At 56.4% G+C, this 715-nt stretch carries 1 protein-coding gene; it reads right to left on the reverse strand.

Annotated elements, in window-relative coordinates; translation table 11 throughout:
• Positions 1 to 403 (reverse strand): hypothetical protein (locus ACKGJN_RS16350; RefSeq protein ID WP_409540633.1); only part of this gene is annotated, 403 nt, incomplete at its 3' end.
• Between the last annotated feature and the right edge of the window lie 312 nt (positions 404 to 715).

Here is a 715-nt window from a genome sequence, read left to right on the forward strand (position 1 = left end):
GGCGCTCCTGTTCGGCGCGTGACTGGATCAGGGATTCAGCGCGCTCGGTCAACTCGGTGAATTGGCTGTCGAGATCGAAATAGCTGCAGAAATCTTGAGTCGCGCTATCGCCATCGGCGAAGAACGGGTCGATCCCCAGCACATGACATATCCGCGCCAGCGCTTCATCGATGTGGGTCAGCGCCTCGCGGGAATAAACCACGAAGAGATCGTTTGTGGATGTCGCAAAGAGACTGGCGTCGCACTTCTTGGCATCGCGGGCCAGCATGGTGCGCACTACTTCGAAGCACTCGGGCAGGCGCTGGAAGGTGAGCAGCTTGGAAAGATGAACCTGGACGGCATAGTGGTCGCTGCCGGCGCGTTCCAGCCGCTTCACGTGGTTGAGCAGTGCCTGCTCCTGCATGCGTGGTTGCTGACTGGCTGACGTGTTCATCGGGGTAAGCGGCTCCCTGGTCGAATGCGGCCTGTCGACCTGCTCAAGAAGGATAGGAATCTAGCGCTTTCGATTTGGTTAAAATCCCGTTTGTATCTCTATCACGAGGGCGGAATTCCCACGTTTGGGAACGGCTTGCCTGCCTGCGCAGGATCCAGTAGGGCAGGTTGGGAAGAAAAGGAAATAGTGATCGTGGCGGCGTTCGAACCTTAAAAGTGTTAGTAAGAAATACTATTCAACCATTTGGCTCGATGAGCCGATTGCGTGATCGTAAGGGACCGG

Source organism: Gillisia xinjiangensis (assembly GCF_046298265.1).
Lineage (GTDB): Bacteria > Bacteroidota > Bacteroidia > Flavobacteriales > Flavobacteriaceae > Gillisia > Gillisia xinjiangensis.